Raw genomic sequence first — 17201 nt, forward strand, 5'->3', positions numbered from 1 at the left:
TGAGTGGTTATAGGAAATTCAATGTCTGAATCTTTTGCCGCCCTGTTCGAAGAGTCCCTGAAACGCGCCGAGATGCGCTCGGGTGAAGTCATCACCGCCGAAGTTGTTCGCATCGAACACAGCCACGTGGTGGTCAACGCCGGTTTGAAGTCGGAAGCCTACGTGCCGCTGGCCGAATTCAAGAACGACCTGGGTGAACTCGAAGTGCAGGTTGGTGACTTCGTGTCGGTGGCCATCGACTCCGTGGAAAACGGTTTCGGCGACACCCTGCTGTCGCGCGACAAGGCCAAGCGTCTGGCCTCGTGGATGTCCCTGGAGAAAGCACTCGAGTCGGGTGAATTCGTCACCGGCACGACCTCCAGCAAGGTCAAGGGCGGCCTCAAGGTCATGGTCAACGGCATCAGCGCCTTCCTGCCGGGCTCGCTGGTCGACAGCCGTCCGACCAAGGACCTGACCCCCTACGAAAACAAGACCCTGGAGTTCAAGGTCATCAAGCTCGACCGCAAGCGCAACAACGTGGTGCTGAGCCGCCGCGCGGTGGTGGAAGCCTCCATGGGCGAAGAGCGTGCCAAGCTGATGGACACCTTGAAAGAAGGCGCCATCGTTCACGGCGTGGTCAAGAACATCACCGAATACGGTGCGTTCGTGGACCTCGGTGGCATCGACGGTCTGCTGCACATCACCGACATGGCATGGCGTCGCGTGCGCCACCCGAGCGAAGTGGTGCAGGCCGGCCAGGAAATCACCGCCAAAATTCTGAAGTTCGACACCGAGAAGCACCGCGTCTCGCTGGGTCTGAAGCAAATGGGCGACGACCCCTGGATGGGCGTGGCCCGCCGCTACCCACAAAGCACCCGCATGTTCGGCAAGATCACCAACATCGCCGACTACGGCGCGTTCGTGGAACTCGAGCCAGGCATCGAAGGTCTGGTGCACGTGTCTGAAATGGACTGGACCAACAAGAACGTTGCGCCATCCAAGCTGGTGTCGCTGGGCGACGAAGTTGAAGTCATGGTGCTCGACATCGACGAAGACAAGCGCCGCATCTCGCTGGGCATGAAGCAGTGCCGCGCCAACCCATGGCACGAGTTTGCTGAAGCGACCAAGCGCGGTGACCGCGTCAAAGGCCCGATCAAGTCGATAACCGACTTCGGCGTGTTTGTGGGTCTGGCTGCCGGCATCGATGGCCTGGTTCACCTGTCCGACCTGTCGTGGAACGAAACCGGCGAAGCCGCCGTGCGCAATTACAAGAAGGGCCAGGAAGTCGAAGCAATTGTGCTGGCCATCGACGTGGAGCGCGAGCGCATCTCCCTGGGCATCAAGCAGCTCGACGGCGACCCATTCACCACCTTCGTGTCGGTGAATGACAAGGGCTCCATCGTGACCGGCAAGGTCAAGACCGTTGATGCCAAGGGCGCTGAAATCGACCTGGGTGAAGACGTTCTGGGCTATCTGCGCGCCAGCGAAATCAGCCGTGATCGTGTGGAAGATGCACGCAACATGTTGAAAGAAGGCGACGAAGTCACCACCGTGGTGGTGAACATCGACCGCAAGACACGCAACATCCAGTTGTCCATCAAGGCCAAGGACGCCGCTGACCAGCAGGAAGCCATGGCGACCCTGAGCCAGCAGTCCTCGCGCGAAAGTGCCGGCACCACCAGCCTGGGCGCCCTGCTGCGCGCCAAGCTGGACAACAACAACGGCTAAGCACAATTGCTGGCACTTTGGTCAAACGCACGCCTCACGGCGTGTGGCCTGACTGGGTGCCGGTCCTTGAATGCCCAAGCCCAAATCCGAACACATGACCCGCAGCGACCTCGTTGAAGCGTTGGCCAGCCGATTCGGCCAGCTGACCCACCGCGACGCAGAGTTTGCCGTCAAGGCCATCCTCGACGCCATGGGTGATGCACTGGTCAAAGGCCACCGAATCGAGATCCGCGGTTTCGGCAGTTTTTCGGTCAATCGCAGATCCCCCCGCGTGGGACGCAACCCGCGTTCTGGTGAAAGCGTGATGATTCCTGAAAAGCGTGTACCGCATTTCAAGCCGGGCAAGGCCTTGCGCGAGCAAGTGGATGCCAAGACAGCTGAAATTCTCGGGCGCGAACCCAAGAAACCGACGTGATGGTCGCAGCCTCGGCTGCGACCTGATCGCTACAATCGTCCCACCACAAAGGGGACGACTTGAAATACCTGATGTGGCTGCTCAACGCAGCCATTTTTTTTGTGTTGTTCGCCTTTGCGCTGAACAACCAGGACAGCGTGACGCTCAACCTGTTCTTTGGTGCCAGCTGGCAGGCACCGCTGGTGCTCGTTATCCTAGTCGCACTCGTGCTTGGCGTGTTCCTGGGTGTGCTGGTCATGTTGCCACTGTGGCTGCGGGCCAAACGCTCGCGGCGTGGCGCCGCATCAGCCACCCCAGCGAGTACCTCATTCGACGCAGACTCCACCCTTTTTCCTGACCCCAACGACCGCCGCCATGGACTTTGATTTCACCTGGCTGCTGTGGGGCCTTCCCCTGGCATTTGCAGCTGGCTGGGGTGCCTCGCGCCTTGATCTCCGCCAATGGCGCATGGAAAGTCGTCAGGCACCCAAGGCCTACTTTCGCGGCCTGAACCACCTGCTCAATGAACAGCAGGACCAAGCGATCGACGCCTTCATTGAAGCTGTGCAAGGCGATCCTGACACAGCGGAGTTGCACTTCGCGCTGGGCAACCTGTTCAGGCGCCGCGGCGACTATGACCGCGCCGTCCGTGTGCACGAGCATTTGCTCTCGCGCGCCGACATCACCAACAAGGACCGCGACCGCGCACAACATGCTCTGGCCCTGGACTTCCTCAAGGCGGGACTGCTGGACCGCGCCGAGGCTGCGCTCAACAAACTACAGGGTTCGGCTTTCGAGGGCGAAGCCTTGTTGGCATTGCTGGGCATCTACGAACGTTCACGCGACTGGCCGCGGGCCAAGCAGATCGCCCAACGGCTGGAGGCCGCCGATCAAGGCAGCTTCTCCACGCGGTTGGCACACTATCTTTGTGAAGAGGCCGATATCGCCCAACGGAGTAACGATCGTGCTCAAGCATTGCGCCTGCTGGAAGAAGCCATACAGTGCGCCCCACAGCTTGCGCGTGGGTGGATGGCATTGTCGACACTGAAAGTACAGGCTGGCGACGTGGCGGGCGCAATGGAAGCCCTGCTGCGCCTCAACCAGCATGCGCCACAAGGGCTGCCGCTGGCGGCTCAAGCACTCGCCGACCTGGCGCGCCAGACCGGACGCCAGGCAGAAGCGCTGGAGGTCCTGCAGGCAAGCCACGAGCGTGCGCCGTCTATCGACATCACCCAAGCATTGGCCAGTCTGAGCCTTGATCCTGAGGCGGTGCGCAACCGCTACCTCAGTCACCTCGAACGCGAGCCCTCGCTGGTCATCACCGCGCAGTGGTTGGCGGGAGAGACTCTGTCTAGCGAGCGTGCGCAAGCGAGGGTGCAGCAGGCGCTGGAGCAAGCCAGCGCGCCGTTGCGGCGGTATCGATGCGCAGCCTGCGGCTTCGAAGCACGCCAGCATTTCTGGCAATGCCCTGGCTGCCAGACTTGGGACAGTTACCCCGCGCGCCGAGTCGAAGAGCTTTGACGCCCCCGCGCCGCGCCTGCGCTGCGTCCCTGTCCAGGGAAGGGCAACATCCGAGGTATGACAGAGACAGCTCCGCAGCTGCCCTGCGCCACTGCACCAAGCTTCGGACCTACAGCAGTGTTCCGTAGCCCCCACCACCCGGCGTGTGAATCTCGAATATGTCGCCGGGCTTCATCTCGGCCTGGCCGATGTGACCCAGTTCCTCGATGCTCCCATCAGCGCGCATCACGCGGTTGATGCCCACTTGGCCGGCACGGCCGCCAGCCATGCCAAAAGCACCGTGAAGGCGACCGTTGGACAGGATGCTGGCCGTCATGTCTTCGAGGAAACAAACGCGCCGCACCCCTCCGTGACCACCGTGCCATTGGCCAACACCACCCGAGCCATTGCGGATTTCATAGCTTTCCAATCTGACCGGAAAGCGGAATTCCAGCACTTCGGGGTCGGTCAGGCGCGAGTTGGTCATGTGGGTCTGCACCACGCTCGTGCCCTCAAAACCATCCCCAGCGCCACTGCCGCCCGAGATCGTTTCGTAGTACTGGTGGGCCGCATTGCCGAAGGTGAAGTTGTTCATGGTGCATTGGCTCGCCGCCATCACACCCAGGGCACCATACAAGGCATTGGTAATGCAGCTGGAAGTTTCAACGTTCCCAGCCACCACCGAAGCCGGCGGGTTGGGGTTGAGCATGGAGCCTTCAGGGATGATCACCTTCAGCGGCTTGAGGCATCCGGCGTTGAGCGGGATATCGTCATCAACCAATGTGCGAAACACGTAGAGCACAGCGGCCATGCACACTGCAGTGGGGGCGTTGAAATTGTTCAGTTGCTGGGTCGACGTTCCAGTGAAGTCAATCTCCGCGCTGCGTTGCGCGGAATCCACCCGCACCGACACCTGAATCTGCGCGCCGTTGTCCAGCGGCAAGGTGAAAGTGCCGTCTTTGAGTCGCGTGATCACGCGTCGCACCGATTCTTCGGCGTTGTCCTGCACATGGCGCATGTAGGCTTGCACCACGTCCAGGCCGAACTGTTCGACCATCTTTCGCAGCTCCTGCACGCCCTTCTCGTTGGCGGCGATCTGGGCCTTGAGATCGGCCATGTTCTGCTGCGGGTTGCGAGATGGGAACTCTCCGCTTTGCAACAACGCCACCATCTCGGCTTCGAGCAGAACGCCACGGTCAACCAGCTTCACGTTATTGATCTGCACGCCTTCCTGTTCAATGCGCGTGGAGAACGGTGGCATGGAGCCTGGTGTGGTACCGCCAATATCGGCGTGGTGGCCGCGCGAGCCCACGAAAAACGTGGGCTTGTTCCCGAGGTACACAGGCGTGATCACGGTCACATCTGGCAGATGGGTGCCTCCATGGTAGGGGTCATTGAGCGCGTACACATCACCACGCTGCATCGTGCCGGAGTTCTCCCGTATCACAGTCTTGATGCTCTCGCCCATGGAGCCCAGGTGCACAGGCATGTGCGGCGCATTGGCGATCAGGTTTCCCTCGGCATCGAACAACGCGCACGAGAAGTCAAGTCGTTCCTTGATATTGACCGAGTAGGCCGTGTTCTGCAGTTGCAGCCCCATCTGCTCGGCGATGTTCATGAACAGGTTGTTGAACACCTCCAGCAAAACGGGATCTACCGTGGTGCCCACGGCGTAAGTCACCGTGCGCGGCACACGGCGGTCCAGAACGAGGTGATCAAGTGCGGTCAGAACAGCCTCCCAACCGGGCTCCACCACCGTCGTTGCATTCTTCTCGGCAATGATCGCGGGACCCGGAATCACGTCACCCGGGCGCAAATCCTCGCGCACCACCAGTGCGGCATCCAACCATTGGCCTCCCGAGTACATCCGCACGGTCTCACGCCGCGGGACTTCGCGAGGCTCATGCGTCTCGAAGCGAGGTTCGTCGGGCGCATCGCCAGCCACCACCGCCTCCACTGAAACCGCTTCCACCACCAGGCGCTTGCCCTGCATCAGGAAAGCGAAACGTTGGCGGTAGGCGGCCTCAAAGCCAGCCTGGATCGTGGCGAGGTCCCCGAATGGCACGACCAGCGCAGCATCGCTACCTTCGTAGCGCACATGCACCCGGTAGTGCACTTTGGCTTCACCCGCGTTCACCTGCTGGCGCTCCAGCTCCGCTTGCGCCACCGCGCCCAACGCGTCGAGCTTTTCAGCGATCAGAGGCAGGGAGGTAACCGCCAGCGGTAACTCCACCGCCTGCTCACGAATCACGTTTTGATCGGCCAGCCCCATGCCGTAGGCGCTGAGCACACCGGCGAGCGGATGTACAAAGACGCGCGTCATGCCCAATGCATCAGCAACCAGGCAGGCGTGTTGCCCGCCCGCTCCGCCGAAGCATTGCAGCGTGTAGCGCGTGACGTCGTAACCGCGGGCAACAGAAATCTTCTTGATCGCGTTGGCCATCTGTTGGACCGCGATGTTGATGAAGCCCTCCGCCACCTCTTCGGGAGGTCGCCCGGTCTGCGTGGCCAACTCGCCGAACCGCGCCTGGACGGCTTCCAGGCTCAACGCCTCGTCGGCCTTGGGACCGAAGACTCTGGGGAAGTGGCGCGGCTGGATCTTCCCTGTCATCACGTTTGCATCGGTTACCGCCAGGGGGCCTCCGCGGCGGTAGCTGGCGGGCCCGGGGTTGGCGCCTGCGCTCTCGGGGCCAACGCGGAAGCGCGCACCGTCGAAAGACAGGATGGACCCTCCTCCAGCGGCCACCGTGTGGATGCTCATCATGGGCGCTCGCATGCGAACGCCCGCCACCTGGGTTTCAAACTCGCGCTCGAATTCCCCCGCGTAGTGTGAAACGTCGGTGGACGTACCTCCCATGTCAAAGCCGATCACCTTGTCCTGCCCCGCCAGGCCAGCTGTGCGGGCCATGCCCACGATGCCACCGGCCGGGCCTGAGAGGATGGCGTCCTTCCCATTAAAGGCACGCGCGTCGGTCAACCCACCGGAAGACTGCATGAAGAACAGCTTGACACCTGGCATCTCGCCGGCCACCTGCTCCACATAGCGTCTGAGGATGGGCGAGAGGTAGGCGTCGACCACCGTCGTATCGCCGCGGCTGACGAACTTCATCATGGGGCTGGTCCCATGCGAGGTACTCACCTGTGTGAAGCCGACATCACGCGCGATACGGCTGGCTGCCTGCTCATGCGCAATAAAACGGTAACCATGCATGAACACAATGGCCACGCTGCGCAGGCCACCTGCATAAGCCGACAGCAGTTCAGTTCGCAATGCCGCCTCATTCAGCGACTGCAGAACATCGCCGTGCGCACTGATGCGCTCTTCGGCTTCAATGACTTCGCTGTACAGCAGCTCGGGCAAGACGATGCGGCGATCGAACAGACGCGGGCGGTTTTGATACGCGATGCGCAGCGCATCGCGAAAGCCACGCGTGGTCACAAGCAGCGTGGGCTCACCTTTTCGCTCCAGCAGGGCATTGGTGGCCACGGTAGTTCCCATCTTCACGCACTCCACGAGCGCAGGTGTCACGGGCTCGCCAGACCTCAAACCCAGCAAATAGCGAATGCCTGCCACAGCCGCGTCACGGTACTGCTCTGGGTTCTCAGACAGCAGCTTGTGGGTGATGAGTGAGCCGTCGGGCTTCTTGGCGACGATGTCGGTGAAGGTGCCTCCTCGGTCGATCCAGAATTGCCAGCGGTTGCCCAGTGGAGAGGTGTTGTCTTGCATGATTTTTGGACTTTAACGTTGAAGGTAGTAAGGGACAAAGATCAGGTTGGCCTCGCTGCCCACCGACTTCACCCATTCGCGAGAAAACTTTTCACCCAGACGCTTGAGTTCAGCCTCGAATTCGGCTGGTATGCGGCCAACCTTCATGCCGTGGCGCTGCAACTCCTGGGTGGATTCGTTGGCCACGGTCTCGCTCAGCGCCCAGCCACGTCTCTCCGCGCGCGCCGCAGCCTGGGTGACTGCTTCGCGGGCTGTGGCTGGCAAGGCATCAAATGCCTTGGCATTGACGAACACGATGTTTTTGGGGAACCATGCGTTGATGCCGTAGTAGAAGGCAATCTGATCCCACACACGGTTTTCCACGCCGGTAACTGCCGAGGTGATCATGCTGTCAACCTTTCGGCTGGCAAGAGCCTGATTGATCTCCACCATGGGCACGTCCACCGGCGAAGCCCCCAGCATCTCGGCGATACGCACGGTGGACTGGTTGTAGGTGCGCATGCGCGTACCCCTGAAGTCGACCCCGGAGCGCACCGGATGCGTGGTGAACAAACCCTGTGGTGGCCAGGGCACAACGTACAAAGGTCTTAGCCCTCGCGACGCAAGGTGCCTCTCGACCAGAGGTCGCTGAATATTCCAGAGCCGGCGAGCATCGCCATAGCTATGAACCACGAAGGGAATGGCATCTGCACCCGCAATCGGGATCTCACCCACCATGCTGGTCATGATGGTCTCCCCGGCCTGCACCTTGCCCTCCTGCACTGCCTGGCGAATTTCGCCGAGCTTGAACATCGTGTTGTTGGGACGCACCTCAATGCGCAGCAAACCCGCCGTTGCCTGTTCTACATCACCGGCAAACTGCACGATGTTCTGCGTGTGAAACGAGTCCGCACGGTAACCGGTGGCCAGTTGCCATGTGATTTCTTGCTGCGCTGGGCATGGCTGCGCCAACGCGACTGCGAATGCAGCCGCCGCACATTGAATTTTCATGGAGTGCTCTCAGCGATGCAGGTCTGGCAACGCGATCATGATTGACCCAGTTCGCATCATTTCGCCACGCCCATCAAGGCGTCGGGAACTGCGGTAACGATCTGAGGAAACACCGTGATCAAGGCGATGCAGGCAACGAGACAGAAGAAGAAGGGAATAGCCGCCTTGGCAATCAAGGTACTGTCCTTGCCAGTCATGTTCTGCAACACAAACAGGTTGAAGCCCACGGGTGGGGTTACCTCGGCAATCTCGACCAGCAGAATCACGAAGATGCCGAACCAGACCAGATCGAAACCCGCTTTCTGGATCATGGGCATCACCACCGCTGCGGTGAGCACGATCATGCTGATACCGTCCAGCGCCGTGCCCAACACCAGGTACACCACCACCAGGCAAGCGATCAACGCGTAGGGTGAGAGATGCATGGCATCGACCCACTCGGCGAGTTCACGCGGAATACCGGTAAAGGCCATGGTCTTGGTCAAGAACGCCGCACCAGCAAGGATGAACATGATCATGCAGCTGGTGCGCGTCGCCCCTCCCAGACTCTCTGTGAAGTTGGTCCACGTGAGGGACCTGCTCCAGGCAGCCAGCGCCAATGCCCCCACCACGCCGTACGCGGCACACTCCGTCGCAGTTGCCCAGCCCGCCACAAGTGACCAGCAGATGAACACAATCAACAAGGCACAGGGCACGAGATTGCGCGACAAATGGAGCTTCTCGCGGAAGGTGGTGACCTTCTCATGGGGGGGCATCTGGTCCTTGTTGCGCAGTGCCCACCATGCGATATAGCCTGAAAACAAGCCCATGAGCAGCAGGCCAGGCAGGAAGCCCGCCAAGAAGATGCGGATGATCGATGCATCGGCTGCGACCGCATACACGACCATGGTGATGGAAGGTGGAATCAGGATCCCCAACGTTCCCGCTGTGGCCAGCGAACCGATCGCGATGCTCTCGTTGTAGCCGCGCTTTTGCAACTCCGGGAGGGACACTTTGGCAATGGTCGCACACGTGGCCGCCGAAGACCCCGACACCGAACCGAAGATGCCGCAACCCAGGATGGTTGTGTGAAACAAGCGACCCGGTACACGATTCAACCAGGGTGCCAGCCCCGAGAACATCTCTTCGCTGAGTTTGGTGCGAAACAGGATCTCACCCATCCAGATGAAGAGCGGCAAGGCGGCCAACTCCCAACTCGCTGTGCTCTCCCAGAACGCCGAGAAGAGATTGAGACCCGGCTGGCTGCTGGTGAAAAACGCCTGCCCCACCCAGCCGCAAATGGCGAGAGTCATCGCGATCCACACACCACCAGACAGCAACAACAACATCAGGAACAGGAGAAATCCACCAATGGCAAGGATGTCCATGGCTGCGCTCTTTCAAAGATCTGAAGAAAAATCGCCTTTGGCGTGGCGCTCTTGCACCAGTCGCACAAAGGTGGGTACGTGGCCACGGGCCACAATGACCAATTCATCAAGGACCGCCACCAGAAACAGCAACGAACCCAACGCAAAGCTCATCTGGGGAATCCAGATCGGGACAGCCCACAAGCCCTGTGCAAGTTCGTTGAACTGCCAGCTCTCGTAGGTGAATCGACAGGCCCACCAGGCGAGATAGGCAACGGCGACTGCGGCCACCGCCAAGCACATGAACTCAAGCCGCTGACGGGTGGCAGGCGACACCTTCTCCAACACCAGGGTGACCCGCACAAAGTCGCCATGCTTGAACGCATGCGCCATGGTGAGAAAGGCCGCTGCCGCGCACAGCCACGCCACCACATCGTTGATGGCCCCCGTCGGAAAGCCAAAGTGACGTCCCAACGTTTGCACGATCATCAGAACGCAGATCAACGCAACGCAGGTTGCACCCAGCGCCCCCGCCCATCGATAGGCGTTGTCCAGCGCGCGCCGCAGGATGGGCGTGCGGTTGGTGGCGTGCTGTCCGGTCTCGGCAACGGTACTTGAGTTCATGGCCGGATCACTTTTGCTGGTAAGCGTCGATCACGGCTTTGCCGTCCTCGCCGGCGAGCTTGATCCAGTCGGCTGTCATGCGTTCGCCAATGGTCTTGAGCTCTTTCTTGAGACCGTCAGCGGACGCATCGACCTTCATCCCCTTGTCCGTCAACTCTTTGATGTACTCACCATCTTTGCGTTCACTGGTGGCCCAACCGCGCTGCTCGGCAACCGCCGCCATCTGAAGCACAGCATCCTGGGTGGGTTTGTCAAGTCCATCAAACAATTTCTGGTTCACGACGACAGCGTTGCGCGGCAGCCAGGCGGCCACAGCGTAGAAGTGTTTGGCGCCTTCATAAAGCTTGCTGTCCACACCGCTGGCGCTGGAGGTCAGAAAATTGTCCACGCCGCCCGTCGCCAGCGCAGCCGGCAATTCAGCCAACTGGATGGTGACCGGCTGAGCGCCAACGGCGGTGGCGATGAATGACGTTGCAGGGTTGTATGCACGCATCTTGGTGCCCTTGAGGTCCTTGAGCGCGCTCACGGGCTTGGTGGAGTACAGACTTTGGGGTGGCCAGGCCACGGTGTAGAGCAGCTTCATGCCCTGCGCGTTCAGCGTCTTGACCAGCAAGGGACGCGAAGCAGCATCGAGGCGCCGCGATTCAACATAGCTGGTCGCGAGGAAGGGAATGGAGTCCACGCCGAAGACAGGCGCCTCATTGGACGCGCCCGAGAGAATGAACTCGCCTGCCGGTACCTGCGCCGACTGGACGGCACGCTTGATTTCATTGGCTTTGAACAAAGATGCATTCGGGTGCACCGTGATCTTGAGCTTGCCTGCGGTGGCCTTGTCGACGTCTTCCGCAAATTGCGCGAGGTTTTGCACCTGGAAGGTATTGGGCCCATAGCCTGACGGCAAATCCCATTTGGTGGTCTGAGCCGAAGCGGCGCCGGCGGCGGCGATCAAGGAAAGGCTGAACAACATCTTTTTCATCGTTGGCTCCTGGTTCAAAAACTAGCTAACTGGTGGTTGAGAAGGTCGGTGATCAGCATCGCACCTGGGGCGTGGGTGATGCAGAACGCGGGGCGGGCCTGCTGGATCGCGGCTTGCGGTGTGACGCCGCAAGCCCAGAACACAGGCAGCTCATCGGGCATCACGTCCACCGCATCGCCATAGTCGGGCCGCGAGAGGTCGTGAATGCCGATCTGGGACGGATCACCGATGTGCACCGGTGCCCCGTGGACGCTGGGAAAGCGAGATGTCACCTGTACAGCCCGGATGGCGTCAGCAGCCTTCATGGGCCGCATGGACACCACGAGTGGGCCACCGAAAAGTCCAGCCGCTTCGGTGGAAATGTTGGTTTGGTACATCGCAACGTTGCGCCCTTGCTCAACGTGGCGCAGCGGAAGCCCCGCCGCCAACAGCGCCTGCTCAAAGGAGAACGAGCAGCCGATCACAAAACTCACCAGGTCTTCGCGCCAGAGGTTCGTGATGTCTGTGGGCTCGTCGATCAGCTCGCCATGGCGCCAGACACGGTAGCGCGGCAGGTCAGAGCAAATGTCGATGTCAGAACCCAGCATCGGCACCCGACGATCGCCTGGCTCGGACACCGCCAGCAACGGGCAGGGCTTGGGATTGCGTTGACAGAAACGAAGGAAGTCGACAGCCAATGACTCTGGAAGGATGACCACATTGCCCTGCACGTGCTCGTCGGCCAGGCCGCTGGTATGGGAGCTCCAACGACCCTGGCGGATGAGGCTACGCACATGCGAAGCGTTCTGCAGACCGTCTGGGCCGAACACATCCACTGCGTGTTGGGAAGCTGAATCCACCGCGTCTCCTGTTGCCGTTGCATGTCACCGTGATGACGATGGGCGGATTGTGGAGGGCGATCAGCGGGAGTTCAAACTCAAAATTTTTCGCTTAGCTAATCGATTTTGTCAATGCTCAGGAACGGGGCAGAACTCGCTTTATTGGTGCACGCCCAGCGTGTGTCTTGGTGCCAAACTGCGCATCAACGAAGGCCAGCGCGGACTGCACCACCGTCTCCACAGCGCTCGTTGTGGGATCTGTTCGATAGCTGGCGTGGATCGGCAGTGGCTGCAATGCGCTGTCGCATGCCAGTGGACGCAGATCTGGATAGTTCTGCATGCGCTGCACCGCGTAGAGCGGCAGCGTGGCCACGCCAAAGCCGCCTTGTACCAGTTGCACCATGGCCGAGATCGATGAGATGGTGTGCACCCGACCGGGCTCCACGCCCTCCTGTCGGAACAGGTCGATCAGCGCGACATGAGGATGCGATCCGCGTTGGAACGTCAACAGTTCCAGTTCAGCCAATTCGCTCAAGGCGTAGCGGCGCTTGCGATGCAATTGCGTGTGGCCCATGAACACCATTTCCATTGGCGGCAGCGTTCGACTGCGCACGCCATCGGCTGCTGCGGGCAAGGCGGCAAACACGATGTCCTGTGTGCCGCGTTGCACCTGCTCCACGAGGATGGGTGTGGTTTCCACGGTGAGTTCAAGTGCCAGCGCTGGGTGGTCAGCGCGCAGTTTCTCGATCCACGGGATCAACCAGGAATGCAGCACCGATTCGATGGCGCGGATGCGCAGAGACACCGCCAGTGCCGCCCCCGACCCCATCTCGGCCTTCACCTCACGCTGCAGTTCCAGCAACCGCTGGGCATAGGTGAAGAAGCGCGTTCCAGCCACCGTCAGGCGAAACTGCTTGTCGCGCCTGTCCAGCAACAACACGCCCAGTTCCTCCTCCAGCGCTGCGATGCGACTGGACATGGCTGACTGCGTGAGAAACAACTTGTCGGCCGCACGCGTGACGCTTTTGAGCGAGGCTACCCAGTAAAACGCCTCAACAAATCGCAGGTTCATGAAGTTGGCTCAGGGGGAAATACCCGAGCGACTGGCCCGGTATTTGCATTTATGCTGGTGATCCGATTCATCCATTCATTGTCCCGGAGAAATCATGAAGCACCAATTTGGCATGCTTGTCGCCGCCCTGGTTCTGGGCACCGCAGCCCACGCGCAAACCAAATGGGACTTGCCTGCTGCCTACCCGGCCAGCAACTTCCACACCGTCAATTTGACGGCATTTGCCAACGACGTGGACAAGGCCACCAGCGGCAAACTCAAGATCACGGTGCACCCCGGCGCGTCGCTGTTCAAGGCTCCCGAAATCAAGCGAGCAGTGCAGGGCGGACAGGCCCAGATCGGCGAGATCCTTCTCGCCAACTACCAGAACGAGTGGCAGATGTTCGGGGCCGATGGCCTGCCCTTCCTGGCCGACAGCTATGCCGAATCGATGAAGCTCTACAAGGCTCAGCGACCCATCATGGAGAAGAAGCTTGCGGAGCAAGGAATGATGTTGCTCTACGCCGTGGCCTGGCCGCCCCAGGGGCTTTACAGCAAGAAGCCGATCAACAGCGCCGCCGACCTCAAGGGCAGCAAGTGGCGCGCCTACAGCCCTTCGACAGCGCGCATCGCCGACCTGGTCGGCGCCCAGCCCGTCACCGTGCAGGCTGCCGAGTTGTCGCAGGCGCTGGCCACCGGGGTGGTTGAAACCAACATGACTTCGGGCGCCACCGGTGTGGACAGCAAGCTCTACGAACACCTGTCTTACTACTACGACGTGCAGGCATGGCTGCCCAAGAACGCCGTGCTGGTGAACCGCAAGGCATTTGAAGCGCTGGACAAGCCGACGCAGGACGCCTTGCTCAAGGCTGGAGCCGATGCCGAAGCCCGCGGATGGGAAGCCTCACAAAAGGTCAACACCGACACCCTGGCCACGCTCAAGGCCCGCGGCATGAACATCCTGCCGCCATCACCTCAACTGAAAGCCGATCTCAAGGCGGTGGGCGACACGATGCTGAAGGAATGGCAGGATAAGGCCGGTGCCGAGGGCAAATCCCTCGTTGACAGCCTCAACCGCTGACCCGGCATGACCTCCGTCGACTCCCCGGCGCGCAGCCCCCTGCGGCGCGCGCTGGATGGCTTGTACGCGCTTGGCGGTGGCCTGGCCGCCCTGTGTGTGCTGGGCATCCTGATCCTGATGCTCTGGGCCTCCGCAGGGCGCCTGTTTGAGTGGCGGGTGTCGTGGGTGAACGATGTCGTGGCCTGGCTGTGCGCCGCCGCCGCGTTCCTCGGCATGGCCTACAGCTTTCGCAACGGTGACTTCGTGCGGGTCACCCTGGTGCTGGAATGGGCGAGCCCGGCCGTGCGCCGCTGGATGGAGGTGATCGCGCTGGCGGTGGCCACCGTGACGATTGCCTACCTGGGCTACTGGGCGGCCATGTTCACCTACGAAAGCTGGGCGTTCAACGACATCGCGGGCAACATGGTGGCCATTCCCATCTGGATCCCGCAGATGAGCTTCGTGGTGGGTTCGGCCATCCTGGTGATCGCGGCGCTCGACGAATGCGTGGGCGTGCTGCGCGGCCAGCGGCCGACCTATGTGACCCGTGTCGAAGAGCGACACGCGCGCGGTGACTTTTCGGAGGAGCTCTGAATGGGCCTGCTTGAAATCGGTGCCCTGCTGCTCTTCATCATGTTGCTCATGCTGGGCGGCGGCGTCTGGATCGCCATGACGCTGGCCATCGTCGGCTGGGTGGGTCAGGCCTTCTTCACCACCACGTTGCCGGGCAAGAACCTCTTCTCGGCATTCTGGGAGACCACGGCCAGCTGGGAACTGGCGGCCTTGCCGCTGTTCATCTGGATGGGCGAAGTGCTCTACCGCACCCGTTTGTCCGAGCAGATGTTCGATGGCCTGTCGCCGTGGCTCTCGCGCGTGCCCGGCCGCCTGATGCACACCACCGTGCTGGGCTGCGGCATCTTCGGCTCGGTCTCGGGCTCCTCCGCCGCCACCTGCGCCACCATCGCCAAGGTCGCGCTGCCGGAGCTGGAGAAGCGCGGGTACGACCGCAACCTCGCCTTGGGATCACTCGCCGCCGCCGGTGGTCTGGGCATCCTGATTCCACCGTCGATCACCATGGTGGTCTACGCCGTGGCCGCCGACGCCAGCGTGATCCGCCTTTTCCTGGCTGGCTTCCTGCCGGGCTTTCTGTTGATGGGATTGTTTTCGGGCTACATCGTGTGGTGGAGCCTGCGCAATCCTGACAAGGTGCCGCCGCCCGAAGCGCCCACCACCTTCGCCGAGAAAATGCGACGCTCGGGCAGCCTCATTCCCTGCGGTCTGCTCATCGTCTTCATCGTCTGGGTGCTGGTCTCGGGCATCGCCACCGCCACTGAATGCGCGGCCTATGGCGTGCTGGGAGCATTGCTGATCGCTGCGGCCAGCAGGCAACTGACATGGCGCAACTTCTGGGAAGGCCTGACCGGCGCCACGCGGGTCAGCTGCATGATCATGTTCATCCTGGCGGGCGCAGCCTTTCTCACCAAGACCATGGCCTTCACCGGTATTCCGCGCGAACTTGCCGAGATGGTGCAGGCTCTGAATCCCTCGCCCTACGGGCTGATCGCGGTGCTGGTGGTGGTGTATCTCGTGCTGGGTGCGGCGCTCGACGGCATCAGCATGATCGTGCTCACCAGCGCCGTGGTGCTGCCCATGGTCCAGCAGGCGGGCTTCGATCTGGTGTGGTTCGGCATCTTCATCATCATGCTGATCGAGATTGCCGAGATCACGCCGCCGGTGGGCTTCAACCTGTTCGTGCTGCAGAACATGACCGGCATCGACAGCAACCGCATCGCGCGCGTCACCTTGCCCTTCTTCGCCTGCATGATCCTGGCCATTGCGCTCATCACGCTGTTCCCCGGCATCGTCACCGTGCTGCCCAACCTGGTGATGGGCAAGGAGTTGTAGCCGGAGGGCCAAGCCGCATCCTCTACACTGACACTTCCCCGCCGCCCTTGTGCGGCGGTTTGCTTTTTTCAGAGGAATCCCGTGTTCAAGAATGTGACGATCTACCGCATTGCCCCCGGCTGGACGGCAACGGTGGCAGACATGGAGGCCGCCCTCGACGCGGCCCGCTTCAAGCCCTGCGGTGCCACGCAGGACAAGTCGGTCGGCTGGGTCGAGCCGCGTGGCGAGGCCCATGGCCCGCTGGTGGAATCGGTCGCCGGCCAGCGCATCCTCAAACTACAGATCGAGACCAAGGGCGTGCCCGGCTCGGTGGTGAAAAAGAAGGCGCAGGAAGAGGCCGACCACATCGAGGCCACCACCGGCCGCAAGCCCGGCAAGAAGGAAACCAAGGCGCTGCGCGAAGACGCGCTGCTGGCCCTGCTCCCGCAGGCGTTTGCACGCCAGATGAACGTGTGGATCTGGCTCGACCTGGAGGCCGGCTGGCTCGTGACCGATGCCAGCAGCCAGGGCAAGATCGACGAGGTCGTGACCGCCCTGGTGCGCGCCTTCGACGGCCTGGTCATCACACTGCTGCAGACCGCCGTGACGCCGCAAACCGCCATGACGCAATGGCTCTCGGCCACCACGCCCGACGAATGGCCGGGCGGCTTCGCGGTGGAGCGCGAGTGCGAACTGAAATCGGGCGACGAAGAAAAGTCGTCGGTGAAATTCACCCGCCACAACCTCGCCACCGACGAGGTGCGCCAGCACATCACCGAAGGCAAACTGCCCACGCGCCTGGCGCTGAGCTGGGAAGGCCGCATCGGCTTCGTGCTCACCGAGTCGCTGCAGTTGAAGAAGATCAACTTCCTCGAAGGTGTGTTCGACGGCCGCCCGGACGAAGGCGAGAACGGCTTTGATGCAGACGTGGCCCTCTCCACTGGCGAACTGCAGAAGCTGTTACCCGAACTCGTCGAGGCGCTGGGCGGCGAGATGGCGTTCGGTGCCGCGCCCGCGGGCGACGCACCCTCTGCAGCTCAGCCCGCTGCCGTGACTGCTGACGGAGACGACGAAGGCCCACCCTTCTGACCTGCATCTCCGTTCGGGCTGAGCCTGTCGAAGCC

The 17201-nt window shown here is 61.5% G+C and carries 15 protein-coding genes; 8 read left to right on the forward strand and 7 right to left on the reverse strand.

Annotation, left to right across the window (positions count from 1 at the left end):
- Window positions 1-21: 21 nt before the first annotated feature.
- The 4 genes from rpsA (at window position 22) to lapB (ending at window position 3622) form a co-directional block, all read left to right on the forward strand.
- Window positions 22-1707 (forward strand): 30S ribosomal protein S1, encoded by a 1686-nt coding sequence (gene rpsA, locus F9Z44_RS14130; protein ID WP_159607166.1) that lies wholly within the window; start codon window positions 22-24, stop codon window positions 1705-1707.
- Window positions 1708-1801: 94 nt separating this feature from the next.
- Window positions 1802-2122 (forward strand): integration host factor subunit beta, encoded by a 321-nt coding sequence (locus F9Z44_RS14135; protein ID WP_056275700.1) that lies wholly within the window; start codon window positions 1802-1804, stop codon window positions 2120-2122.
- Between the two features lie 59 nt (window positions 2123-2181).
- Window positions 2182-2487, forward strand: coding sequence for a lipopolysaccharide assembly protein LapA domain-containing protein (locus F9Z44_RS14140; RefSeq protein ID WP_159607168.1), 306 nt, complete (start codon window positions 2182-2184; stop codon window positions 2485-2487).
- On the forward strand, window positions 2477-3622 hold the full coding sequence (lapB, locus tag F9Z44_RS14145; protein WP_159607170.1) for a lipopolysaccharide assembly protein LapB: 1146 nt from the start codon (window positions 2477-2479) through the stop codon (window positions 3620-3622). Before F9Z44_RS14140 ends, lapB begins: the two co-directional genes overlap by 11 nt.
- Before the next feature lie 109 nt (window positions 3623-3731).
- Here the strand turns inward: lapB and F9Z44_RS14150 are convergent, their stop codons facing one another.
- From F9Z44_RS14150 to F9Z44_RS14180, 7 genes are all read right to left on the reverse strand, one after another.
- Entirely contained in the window at window positions 3732-7328 is a 3597-nt protein-coding gene (locus F9Z44_RS14150) for a hydantoinase B/oxoprolinase family protein (RefSeq protein ID WP_159607172.1), read from the reverse strand.
- Between the two features lie 12 nt (window positions 7329-7340).
- Window positions 7341-8192 carry a TRAP transporter substrate-binding protein gene (locus tag F9Z44_RS14155; RefSeq protein WP_236574140.1) on the reverse strand — a complete coding sequence of 284 codons (852 nt, stop codon included), beginning with the start codon at window positions 8190-8192 and terminating at the stop codon, window positions 7341-7343.
- A 182-nt stretch (window positions 8193-8374) separates the two neighbouring features.
- Entirely contained in the window at window positions 8375-9685 is a 1311-nt protein-coding gene (locus F9Z44_RS14160) for a TRAP transporter large permease (RefSeq protein ID WP_159607176.1), read from the reverse strand.
- Window positions 9686-9697: 12 nt separating this feature from the next.
- Entirely contained in the window at window positions 9698-10231 is a 534-nt protein-coding gene (locus F9Z44_RS14165; RefSeq protein WP_442907290.1) for a TRAP transporter small permease subunit, read from the reverse strand.
- 64 nt (window positions 10232-10295) lie between these two features.
- On the reverse strand, window positions 10296-11264 hold the full coding sequence (locus tag F9Z44_RS14170) for a TRAP transporter substrate-binding protein (RefSeq protein WP_159607180.1): 969 nt from the start codon (window positions 11262-11264) through the stop codon (window positions 10296-10298).
- 14 nt (window positions 11265-11278) lie between these two features.
- On the reverse strand, window positions 11279-12055 hold the full coding sequence (locus tag F9Z44_RS14175; RefSeq protein WP_236574368.1) for a putative hydro-lyase: 777 nt from the start codon (window positions 12053-12055) through the stop codon (window positions 11279-11281).
- 163 nt (window positions 12056-12218) lie between these two features.
- Window positions 12219-13154, reverse strand: coding sequence for a LysR family transcriptional regulator (locus tag F9Z44_RS14180; RefSeq protein WP_159607184.1), 936 nt, complete (start codon window positions 13152-13154; stop codon window positions 12219-12221).
- A gap of 94 nt (window positions 13155-13248) precedes the next feature.
- On the opposite strand from F9Z44_RS14180, the gene F9Z44_RS14185 reads away from it, so the two are divergent.
- From F9Z44_RS14185 to F9Z44_RS14200, 4 genes are all read left to right on the forward strand, one after another.
- Window positions 13249-14214, forward strand: a complete 966-nt coding sequence (locus F9Z44_RS14185) for a TRAP transporter substrate-binding protein (protein WP_159607186.1) — start codon at window positions 13249-13251, stop codon at window positions 14212-14214.
- A 6-nt stretch (window positions 14215-14220) separates the two neighbouring features.
- Window positions 14221-14787, forward strand: a complete 567-nt coding sequence (locus F9Z44_RS14190; RefSeq protein ID WP_159607188.1) for a TRAP transporter small permease — start codon at window positions 14221-14223, stop codon at window positions 14785-14787.
- Window positions 14788-16098 (forward strand): TRAP transporter large permease, encoded by a 1311-nt coding sequence (locus F9Z44_RS14195; protein ID WP_159607190.1) that lies wholly within the window; start codon window positions 14788-14790, stop codon window positions 16096-16098.
- 81 nt (window positions 16099-16179) lie between these two features.
- Window positions 16180-17166: a recombination-associated protein RdgC gene (locus F9Z44_RS14200; protein WP_159607192.1), complete on the forward strand. Its 987-nt coding sequence runs from the start codon at window positions 16180-16182 to the stop codon at window positions 17164-17166.
- Window positions 17167-17201: the final 35 nt, after the last annotated feature.

Origin of the sequence: Hydrogenophaga sp. PBL-H3 (assembly GCF_010104355.1) — a bacterium.
Taxonomy (GTDB): domain Bacteria; phylum Pseudomonadota; class Gammaproteobacteria; order Burkholderiales; family Burkholderiaceae_C; genus Hydrogenophaga.